Origin of the sequence: Pseudomonas sp. GM25 (assembly GCF_000282255.1) — a bacterium.
GTDB classification, from domain to species: Bacteria; Pseudomonadota; Gammaproteobacteria; order Pseudomonadales; family Pseudomonadaceae; genus Aquipseudomonas; species Aquipseudomonas aphyarum.
Genome location: NZ_AKJQ01000008.1, coordinates 42,045 through 51,696 on the forward strand (window position 1 = coordinate 42,045; position 9,652 = coordinate 51,696).

Sequence of the window (9,652 nt, forward strand, 5' to 3'; positions counted from 1 at the left end):
TACAGATGTCACCCTGGCTGACAGTAGTAGGAATCGGTGAAGACGGCTTCAAGGGCCTGGGCAAGAATGCCCGGCGCGCCTTGCTGGGCGCTTCGCGGATCATCGGCGGCCAGCGTCAGCTGGATCTGTTGCCGGTGTGCATCCGTGGCGAGCGCCAGTTGTGGCCGAGCCCGTTTTCCCTAGTCCCGGTTCTCGAGCGCCGTGGCGAAGCGGTGTGCGTGCTGGCCAGCGGTGATCCGATGTTCTACGGCGTTGGCGCGAGTCTGGCGCGGCAGGTGCCGGGGGCCGAGATGCTGGTTCTGCCGGCGCCGTCGTCCTGCTCGCTGGCGGCGGCCCGACTGGGCTGGCCGTTGCAGGATGTCAGCGTGCTGTCGCTGGTGGCTCGCCCGCTTGCGGCCCTCAACGCACAACTGTTCAGCGGCGTGCGCCTGTTGTTGCTGAGCAATGACGGACAAAGTCCGGCGGCTGTTGCAGCATTGCTGCGCGAGCGCGGATTCGGCACCAGTCGTCTGAGTGTTCTGGAACATCTGGGCGGCGACACCGAGCGCCGGATCGACGGCACCGCCAACGACTGGAACGATCCACTCATTGCCGACCTCAACGTGATCGCCATCGAGTGCCTCGCCGATCCGCAGACACCGCGCCTGTCGCGCCTCGCCGGCCTGCCGGACTCGGCCTTCCAGCACGACGGCCAACTGACCAAGCGCGACGTGCGCGCGATCACCCTCGCCCGCCTCGCCCCGACACCGGGCGAATTGCTGTGGGACGTCGGTGCCGGCAGTGGCTCGATCGGCATCGAGTGGATGCGCGCTCACCCGAGCTGCCGCGCTCTGGCTATCGAGGCCGATGACGGTCGGCAACAGTTGATAGAACACAACCGCGATGCGCTGGGCGTGCCCGGCCTGCAATTGATTCGCGGCAGTGCCCCGCAGGCACTCGCCGGGCTGGAGCGTCCGGACGCCATTTTCATCGGCGGCGGCGTGACCCGCGAAGGCGTGCTCGACACCTGCTGGGAACAACTCAAACCCGGCGGCCGCCTGGTCGCCAACGCCGTGACCCTGCAAAGCGAAATGACCTTGATGAGCTGGCGCGAACGCCACGGCGGCGAGCTGACCCGCATCCACCTCGCCCAGGCCCAGCCGCTGGGCGAGTTCGACACCTGGCGCCAGGCCCTGCCGATCACCCTGCTCGATCTGGTCAAACCCCTCGATGCGTGACGAAACCGCCGAACAACCCGCGCCCCTGCGCAGCGGCCTGACCACCGGCAGCTGCGCCACGGCCACCAGCCTCGCCGCTGCCCGCCTGCTGCTCGGCGGAGTGGTGGCGGACGCCGTGCAGATCGTGTTGCCCAAGGGCAAGCAGGTGCAGATGCGCCTGGAGTTCTGTCGACTGACTGATGACGGCGCTGAAGCCGGGACGATCAAAGATGCGGGCGATGATCCGGACGTGACTCACGGCGCCCTGCTCTATTCACGGGTACAACTGATGGCCGAGCCGGGAATCCGCTTCATCGCCGGCAAAGGCGTCGGCACTGTGACTCGACCGGGGCTAGTGCTGGGCGTAGGCGAACCGGCAATCAACCCGGTGCCGCGCAAGATGATCAGCGATCACCTGACGCTGCTCGCCGAAGAAACCGGCTATCGCGGCGGCTTCGAGGTGACGGTCAATGTCGAGGGCGGTGAAGCCCTGGCTTTGAAAACCATGAACCCGCGCCTGGGCATTCTCGGCGGGCTGTCGATCCTCGGCACCAGCGGCATCGTCCGGCCGTTTTCCTGCGCGGCGTACATTGCCTCGATCCATCAAGGCATCGATGTGGCGAAAACCAACGGCTACCTGCACATCGCCGCCTGCACCGGCAACGCCAGCGAAGACACCATGCGCCGGGTCTACAACTTGCCGGAAATCGCCCTGATCGAAATGGGCGACTTCGTCGGCGCCGTGCTCAAGCACCTGCGCAAAGTACCTGTGGATAAGCTCAGCCTGTGCGGCGGCTTCGGCAAGATCAGCAAACTGGCGGCCGGGCACATGGATCTGCACTCGCGCCATTCGAGCATCGACCTGCCGCAACTGGCCGAATGGGCGGCGGCGATTGGTGCTGACGATGCGTTGCAGCAAGCCATTCGCGGGGCGAACACCAGTCAGCAGGCGTTGGCGATGGCCAACGCGGCTGGCGTTGCGCTGGGCGATGAGGTCTGCCGCCATGCTCTGGAATTCGCCCGTAGCGTGGTGCCGGCGCAGGTCCAGGTCGAAGTGTTTGCGATTGATCGTCAGGGCGGCATCGTTGGCCATGCGGGAGCCTTTGTATGAAGCGAATCCTGTTACTCGGCGGCGTGACTGAAGCGCTGGCCATCGCGCGCACGTTGGGGCCGGAACACATTTACAGCCTGGCCGGCGTCGGCCGGGTGCCGACCGATCTGACGTGTCAGGTGCGCGTCGGCGGCTACGGTGGCGCCGAAGGTCTGGCGCAGTTCATTCGCGACGAAGGCATCACACTTTTGCTCGACGCGACCCATCCCTACGCCGCACAGATCAGCCGGAACGCCGCCACCGCCGCGCAACTCACCGGCATCCCCTGCTGGGCCCTGCGCCGCCCCGCGTGGCAACCACAGCCGGGCGATGACTGGCGCGAAGTCGCCGACTGGGCCGAACTGATCACTGCCCTCGAACCCTTTCGTCGCCCACTGTTCACCCTCGGCCGCGAACCGCTGCAACACCTCGACGAAATCCCCGCGCACCAGTTCTGGACCCTGCGCGCCCTCGACGCCTACCCCGGCAACGAACGCTGCGAAGTCATCGACGCCCGTGGACCGTTTCTGCTGGAGGATGAACGGGCGCTGTTCGAACGCCGGCAGATCGACGTGCTGATCAGCAAGAACAGCGGCAGCACCGCAACCGAGCCGAAGCTGGACGTGGCGCGGGAGCTTGGGGTGCCGGTGATGGTGTTGAAGCGGCCGGAGTTGGCGGGGGTTGATCGGGAGTTTTGGACGCTTCAAGAAACACTTGTTGAATTGGAGACAATCAACTCCTGAGGCAAGATCCACGGCTTGCATGATAAGTAACCTATTTGTTACCTTCAGGGCCGACTGTGATCACACTCGAAGAATATCTACAAGAAAACGATTCAAGCCCGTTTGGCCGTTGGATCTCCACTTTGAGCGTGCCGGCCGCAGCGAGGGTTTCGAAAGCCTTGGCACGGCTGGAAGCGGGCAACACCTCCAACATCAAGTGGTTCGATGGTCTCGGCGAATACAAAATAAACTGGGGTCCTGGCTATAGAATTTATCTGATACAAGAGGGAAAACGACTGATTATCTTGTTCGGTGGAGGAGATAAATCCACACAGAGACAGGACATCAAACAGGTGAAAGCACTGATAGCCGAATTTCGAACTCGAAAAAAAGCTGAACAGAACCAGAGGTAATTTGATGGCGCTCACTCGAAGCTACAAAATTTCAATTTCAGAGCGTGCACAACGTGATCCCGAATTTGCCCAGGCATTACTGGACGAAGCCGCAACGCTTTTTCTGAATGGCGAGCCAGAAGTTGCCAGGATAATTTTGCGCGACCTCGTCAATGCAACTGTCGGATTCGAAGAACTTGCAAGGGAAACTGAAAAGCCCAGCAAAAGCCTGCATCGAATGTTGTCCGCCAAAGGCAACCCGAGCATGGACAATCTGGCAAAAATTTTTTCGGTAATCCGAGCTACGCTGGGAGTAGACATGGAGGTTCACGCGGTACCAGTGAACTGAGCGATTGGTTGATGAGATCGCTGCGACACCAAACCGCACGACGCTTTTTTACTTATCGGCCCTGATCAGGCTAAATAGCCGCGCCTGATCGCCCACCCTACGGATCTGTCCCATGAACCGACACCGGCTCGCATTTGCCTGGATCGCCTGCTTTGCAGTGCTGTTCAACATGCTCGCCATGCCGTTGACGGGAGCGATGGCGCAGGCGGCGCAGACGCCGGCCGAGCAGTTGCTGTGGAGCAGTTTCTGCACCGGCAGCGGGACGAAGATGGTGGCGATCGACATCGGCAGCCTCGATCAGAAAGCGCCGCAAAGCGGTGACCATCATTCGACCATGCAGCATTGCTGGTGCTGTTCCGGATCGGCGCCGGTGGTGGCGTTGCCGGGGCATTCGCCGCAGCTGTATTTCGCCCGATACGAAAGCAATCGCAGCGTGGCGCCCGCCTTGCTGCAAACTCCGACACCTCGCCAGCAATGGCCGAGCCTCAATCCCCGCGCCTCTCCTCTGGTTTGATTTGTTCCCGCATTTGACCTGCGTTTCAAATCGTTCTGGAGAACTGCCATGTTGAACAAATTCATCGTCATAGCTGCGCTGTTGCTGCCTGCGTGCTTCGCCCATGCCCACGAATACAAGGCCGGCGAGCTGGAAATCGCCCACCCGTGGTCGCAGGAACTGCCGCCGAACGCGCCGACGGTTGCCGCGTATTTCATCATTCACAACGGTGGCAAGACGGCTGACCGCCTGCTCAGCGTCGACTCGCCCATCGCCCCGACTGCGGAACTGCACGAGCACGTGATGCAGGGCGATCTGATGAAGATGCAACAGGTGCCGAACGTGGCCATCCCGGCCGGTGGAAACGTGACCTTCGCGCCGATGGCCTATCACGTGATGCTGATGAATCCGACCGACCGCAGTCTGCTGACCGACGGCAAGCGCTTTCCCCTGACGATGCACTTCGAAAAGGCCGGTGACGTGACCGTCGAAGTCGCCGTGCAGAAAAAGCCACCGGAAGCCACGCAAGCCCACGCGCACGCCCAGTAACCGTTCCGGCAGACTCCGCCCATGCGCCCCATTAGCGCCAGGCCCTCCCTGCAACGCCGTCAGACTGAACACCTGACCCGCGGCAGCTGGATCGCCCTGTTCGCCATGTTGATGATCTTCATCGGCCCGCTGATTTCCCAGTCGATGCCGATGGATCAGCACGCCTCGACCTCCATGCCGATGAGCATGGACATGTCGATGGACATGGCGGGCATGGATCATTCCGGGCACGGTGCGCAGCCCACCACCGAACACTGCCCACCGCAATCCTCGCACCATGTGCTGTGGGAAAAATGCGGTTATTGCAGCCTGCTGTTCAACTGCCCGGCGCTGACCGGCGGCGGCAGCTTCGCCACTTTCAGCATTCCACTCGTCAACACCTTCACCCCACCCTCCCCGCGTCTGGGCCATGCCCGGCAGACCTTCTTCCCCGGCGCCCGCACCCGCGCCCCGCCCGTCGCAGCGTAAACACCCACCTCTGATTGCACACGGTTGAGAAGACAGCCTCAGGCTGCCGGCCGTGTCGTTTACGACTGTTTGATGGAAATTGTCATGTCCAGGTTTTCTGCTGTCCCACGCCCGGCTTCTGCCCCGGCGTCCTTTGCCCTGAACGAATCCCGCGTTCGTTTCAGGCACGCTACCGCCGTCCTTTGCGGCGTCCTGCTGTCCCCGCTGGTCCACGCCGACGAACACGCCGGCCACACTGATGAGCTGAGCCCGACGGTGATCACCGCCATCGCCCCGAGTTCGCCGCTGACCATCGTCACCAACCCGAAAGACCCGCGCCAACCGGTGCCGGCCAGCGACGGCGGTGACTACCTGAAAACGATTCCCGGCTTCGCCCTGGTGCGCAACGGCGGCACCAACGGTGATCCGGTGCTGCGCGGCATGTTCGGTTCGCGCCTGAACATCCTCACCAACGGCAGCATGATGCTCGGCGCCTGCCCCGGCCGGATGGACGCGCCAACCTCGTACATCTCGCCCGAGACCTACGACAAGCTCACCGTGATCAAAGGCCCGCAAACCGTGCTCTACGGACCCGGCGCCTCGGCCGGCACGATCCTGTTCGACCGCGAGCCGGAAAGCTTCGGCGAGCTCGGCACCCGGGTGAACGCCAGCGTACTGGCCGGCTCCCACGGGCGCTTCGACAAGGTCGTCGATGCGGCGGCCGGCGGATCGCTGGGCTACGTGCGGGTGATCGGCAACACCGCGCATTCCGACGACTACCGCGACGGCAACAACGACATCGTTGCCTCGCGCTATGACAAGTGGAACGGCGACGTGGCGCTGGGCTGGACCCCGGACGCCGACACCCTGATCGAACTCACCGCCGGCAAGGGCGATGGCGAAGCACGCTACGCCGGACGCGGCATGGACGGTTCGCAATTCCTGCGCGAAAGCCTCGGTCTGCGCGTCGAGAAATCCAACATCACCGATGTGCTGGAGAAGCTCGAAGCCCAGGTCTACTACAACTACGCCGACCACGTGATGGACAACTACACCCTGCGCACGCCGTCCGGCACCGGGATGATGGCCGGGCCCATGGCGTCCAACGTCGACCGCCGTACCCTCGGCGCACGGATCAAGGCGACCTGGCGCTGGGCCGATATCCAGCTGATCACCGGCCTCGACGCGCAGACCAACGAACACCGGCAGCGCAGCGGCATGGGCATCGATACCTACAAGGATCAGCCGTTCACCAAGGACGCCGACTTCCATAACTACGGGGTGTTCAGCGAAATGACCTGGTACGCCGCCGATCGCGACCGGCTGATCACCGGCGCCCGTGTCGACCGTGCCTCGGCCAAGGATTTCCGACAGACCACCGGCTCGGGAATGATGTCCCGCCCGAACCCGACTGCCGGCGATACCCGTGCCGACACCCTGCCGAGCGGTTTCATCCGTTACGAGCATGACCTGGCCGACAGCCCGACCACGCTCTACGCCGGCCTCGGCCACGCTCAGCGCTTTCCGGATTACTGGGAGCTGTTTTCGCCCAAGTCCGGCCCGGCCGGTTCGGTCAATGCGTTCGATTCGATCAAGCCGGAAAAGACCACTCAGCTCGACTTCGGCGTGAACTACAAGAGCGCCGAGCTCGAAGCCTGGGCCTCCGGTTACATCGGCCAGGTGCGCGATTACATCCTGTTCGATTACACCCCGGGGATGATGGGCATGAGCACTTCCCGCGCCGAGAACATCGACGCGCGGATCATGGGCGGTGAACTCGGTGCCGCTTACAAACTCACCGACAACTGGAAAGCCGATGCGACCCTGGCCTACGCCTGGGGCAAGAACAGCAGCGACGGCAAGGCTCTGCCGCAGATGCCGCCGCTGGATGCGCGCTTCGGTCTGACCTATACCGAAGACAACTGGAGCGCCGGCGCACTGTGGAGGGTGGTCGCCGCGCAAAACCGTATCGACCAGAACAAGGGCAACGTGGTCGGCAAGGATTACGACAAGAGTTCAGGCTTCGGCGTGTTCTCGCTCAACGGTGCCTACCGGATCAACAAAAACTGGAAGGTCAGTACCGGCGTCGACAACCTGTTCGGCAAGGCTTACGCCGAACACCTGAACCTGGCGGGCAACGCCGGGTTCGGCTACCCGGCGAACGACCCGCAAGCGATCAATGAACCGGGGCGCACGCTCTGGACCAAGGTGGACATGAGTTTCTAACCCTGAAGGGCGCTCGCTCCCTTCAGGGAGCGGGCGGCAACAGACAACTAGAAGATCCAAGCCAAGCGGAGCACACGTGATGAAACAGCCCAAACCGAATTTCTACAACCTGGCCTGGCGTTGGCATTTTTATGCCGGATTGTTCGTCGCGCCATTCATGGTGATGCTGGCCCTGACCGGCATCATTTACCTGTTCAAGCCGCAACTCGATTCGCTGATGTACAGCAGCCTGCTGAACGTCCCCGCCGGGCATCACACGGTGCCGGCCGACGACTTGCTGCAAAAGGTCAAAAGCGCTTATCCACAGGGCCAGGTCACCCAGTACCTGCCACCGGTGAATGCCGAGCGCAGCGCGCAGTTTGTCGTGGCCAATGCCGGCCATGAGCTGAACGTATTCGTCGATCCGTACCACGGCGACATCCTCGGCGAGCAGGATGCCAAGCAGAACCTGCAAGCCATCGCCCGGACGATTCACGGCGAACTGATGATCGGCACCGTCGGTGACCGACTGATCGAAATGGCCGCCGGCTGGGGCGTGGTGCTGGTGGTGTCCGGGGTTTTCCTGTGGTGGCCGCGAGGTCAGGCAGCGGGGATTCTGTGGCCTCGGCTGAGCAGTCGCGGCCGCGTGCTGTGGCGTGATCTGCATGCTGTTACCGGATTCTGGGGCGCGGCCTTGCTGCTGGTGATGCTGCTCAGCGGCATGACCTGGACCGGCTTCTGGGGCAAGCAGTACGCCCAAGTGTGGAACGTGTTCCCGGCGGCGATGTGGGACAACGTGCCGACCTCCGACGTCGAGGCCGGCAGCCTCAACAACGCCGCCCGCCAGACCGTACCCTGGGCGATGGAAAACACCCCGATGCCGATGTCCGGCGACCACGCCGAACACATGGCCCACGGCGGCATGCAACACGGCCCCGCCGCACCGACCATCCGCCTGCAGGACGTGCAGAACATCGCCGTTGAGCGCAAGGTCGAGCCGGGCTACAGCATCACAATGCCGACCACTGCCACCGGCGTATTCACCATCGCCGTGTTCGCCGACGACCCACGCAACGATGCGACCCTGCACATCGATCAGTACACCGGCAAAGTTCTGGCCGATGTGCGTTTCGAGCAATACGGCGCTGTTGCCCGAGCTACCGAGATCGGCGTGATGCTCCACGAAGGCAAGATGTTCGGCACCTTCAACCAGATCATCGTGCTGCTGATCTGCCTGATGATTCTGCTCAGCGCCGTCAGCGGCGTGGTGATCTGGTGGAAGCGTCGCCCGCAAGGAAAATTCGGCGTGCCGCCGCTGCGTCACGATCTGCCGAAGTGGAAAACCGGGGTGGCGATCATGCTGGTTCTGGCGGTGGTGTTTCCGCTGGTGGGGGCTTCGCTGGTGGTGGTGTGGTTGCTGGATCGGCTGCTGTTGTCGCGTCTGGGCCGACAAGCTGAATCTGCCTCAACTTCATCATGAAACAGGCGAGATGCGCGATTTAGACAGATCTTTAAACTGCCGGGGCTTAAACTCCGGCAATTTTTAGTGTTACTGTATAACGCAAATTTGCTGCTCTGCCCGCAGCCATGCACTGTCATGAGCCTGCGGGCTTTTCTTTTGAAGAAGTGATTCACCGCCCCGATGAACAAGTACCTCTTGTCCAGCCTCTGTCTGTTCGCCCTGAACAACAGCGCCCACGCCGACAACGCCCCGCTGACGCTGCCCACCGGCACCATCACCGCACCGGCCAATGACGACCAGACCGTCAGCCTGACCACGCCGACCAGCGCCGGCTCGCGCCTGAACCTCACGGCCATGGAAACCCCGGCCAGCGTCGAAAGCCTCAGCGGCGAGCAAGTCCGCGCCCGTGGCGATCGCAGCGTGCAGGACGCAGTGTCGCGCAGCACCGGCATCAGCCGAACCGGCACACCGGGCGATGGCGGCACTTCGTTGCAGGCTCGGGGCTTTACCGGACAGAGCTCGGTGATGCAGTTGTATGACGGCAACCGGATGTACACCGGCATGGGCACCGTGACGTTTCCGGTCGACACCTGGTCGGTGGAGCGCGTTGACGTGCTGCGCGGCCCGGCCTCGGTGCTGTACGGCGAAGGCGCGACCGGCGCGGTGGTCAACGTGATCCCGAAGAAGCCGTTCGAAGGTGAAATCAAAAACCACGTGCGCGTCGGTTACGGCTCCTTCGACCGCCAG

11 protein-coding genes are annotated in these 9,652 nt (G+C 62.9%); all 11 read left to right on the forward strand.

What is annotated here, in order from left to right:
* Positions 1-5: 5 nt before the first annotated feature.
* The gene (locus PMI24_RS02540) at positions 6-1,217 is read left to right on the forward strand and encodes a bifunctional cobalt-precorrin-7 (C(5))-methyltransferase/cobalt-precorrin-6B (C(15))-methyltransferase (RefSeq protein ID WP_007951038.1); all 1,212 of its coding nucleotides are present in this window, start codon (positions 6-8) and stop codon (positions 1,215-1,217) included.
* Complete coding sequence (locus PMI24_RS02545; RefSeq protein WP_007951039.1) at positions 1,210-2,307, forward strand: cobalt-precorrin-5B (C(1))-methyltransferase; 1,098 nt, start codon at positions 1,210-1,212, stop codon at positions 2,305-2,307. Before PMI24_RS02540 ends, PMI24_RS02545 begins: the two co-directional genes overlap by 8 nt.
* Positions 2,304-3,029 (forward strand): cobalt-precorrin-6A reductase, encoded by a 726-nt coding sequence (locus tag PMI24_RS02550; RefSeq protein WP_007951040.1) that lies wholly within the window; start codon positions 2,304-2,306, stop codon positions 3,027-3,029. The genes PMI24_RS02545 and PMI24_RS02550 overlap by 4 nt, the downstream gene beginning before the upstream one ends.
* 56 nt (positions 3,030-3,085) lie before the next feature.
* Positions 3,086-3,421, forward strand: coding sequence for a type II toxin-antitoxin system RelE/ParE family toxin (locus tag PMI24_RS02555; RefSeq protein ID WP_027613575.1), 336 nt, complete (start codon positions 3,086-3,088; stop codon positions 3,419-3,421).
* 4 nt (positions 3,422-3,425) lie between these two features.
* On the forward strand, positions 3,426-3,749 hold the full coding sequence (locus PMI24_RS28665) for a helix-turn-helix domain-containing transcriptional regulator (RefSeq protein WP_007951041.1): 324 nt from the start codon (positions 3,426-3,428) through the stop codon (positions 3,747-3,749).
* Positions 3,750-3,861: 112 nt separating this feature from the next.
* Positions 3,862-4,263 carry a DUF2946 domain-containing protein gene (locus PMI24_RS02560; protein WP_007951042.1) on the forward strand — a complete coding sequence of 134 codons (402 nt, stop codon included), beginning with the start codon at positions 3,862-3,864 and terminating at the stop codon, positions 4,261-4,263.
* Positions 4,264-4,311: 48 nt separating this feature from the next.
* A complete protein-coding gene (locus PMI24_RS02565) occupies positions 4,312-4,791 on the forward strand; it encodes a copper chaperone PCu(A)C (protein WP_007951043.1) in 480 nt (159 codons plus the stop codon).
* A gap of 21 nt (positions 4,792-4,812) precedes the next feature.
* On the forward strand, positions 4,813-5,259 hold the full coding sequence (locus PMI24_RS02570; RefSeq protein WP_007951044.1) for a DUF2946 domain-containing protein: 447 nt from the start codon (positions 4,813-4,815) through the stop codon (positions 5,257-5,259).
* A gap of 84 nt (positions 5,260-5,343) precedes the next feature.
* A complete protein-coding gene (locus PMI24_RS02575; protein ID WP_007951045.1) occupies positions 5,344-7,464 on the forward strand; it encodes a TonB-dependent copper receptor in 2,121 nt (706 codons plus the stop codon).
* 79 nt (positions 7,465-7,543) lie between these two features.
* Positions 7,544-8,923, forward strand: coding sequence for a PepSY-associated TM helix domain-containing protein (locus PMI24_RS02580; RefSeq protein ID WP_007951046.1), 1,380 nt, complete (start codon positions 7,544-7,546; stop codon positions 8,921-8,923).
* A gap of 162 nt (positions 8,924-9,085) precedes the next feature.
* The coding region (locus tag PMI24_RS02585; RefSeq protein ID WP_007951047.1) for a Plug domain-containing protein at positions 9,086-9,652 on the forward strand (567 nt) is incomplete at its 3' end.

What these genes read in the sequence shown, in the direction of transcription:
- PMI24_RS02540 (WP_007951038.1), top strand. Translation starts at nt 6, where the DNA reads ATGTCACCCTGGCTGACAGTAGTAGGAATCGGTGAAGACGGCTTCAAG.
- PMI24_RS02545 (WP_007951039.1), top strand. Translation starts at nt 1,210, where the DNA reads ATGCGTGACGAAACCGCCGAACAACCCGCGCCCCTGCGCAGCGGCCTG.
- PMI24_RS02550 (WP_007951040.1), top strand. Translation starts at nt 2,304, where the DNA reads ATGAAGCGAATCCTGTTACTCGGCGGCGTGACTGAAGCGCTGGCCATC.
- PMI24_RS28665 (WP_007951041.1), top strand. Translation starts at nt 3,426, where the DNA reads ATGGCGCTCACTCGAAGCTACAAAATTTCAATTTCAGAGCGTGCACAA.
- PMI24_RS02560 (WP_007951042.1), top strand. Translation starts at nt 3,862, where the DNA reads ATGAACCGACACCGGCTCGCATTTGCCTGGATCGCCTGCTTTGCAGTG.
- PMI24_RS02565 (WP_007951043.1), top strand. Translation starts at nt 4,312, where the DNA reads ATGTTGAACAAATTCATCGTCATAGCTGCGCTGTTGCTGCCTGCGTGC.
- PMI24_RS02570 (WP_007951044.1), top strand. Translation starts at nt 4,813, where the DNA reads ATGCGCCCCATTAGCGCCAGGCCCTCCCTGCAACGCCGTCAGACTGAA.
- PMI24_RS02575 (WP_007951045.1), top strand. Translation starts at nt 5,344, where the DNA reads ATGTCCAGGTTTTCTGCTGTCCCACGCCCGGCTTCTGCCCCGGCGTCC.
- PMI24_RS02580 (WP_007951046.1), top strand. Translation starts at nt 7,544, where the DNA reads ATGAAACAGCCCAAACCGAATTTCTACAACCTGGCCTGGCGTTGGCAT.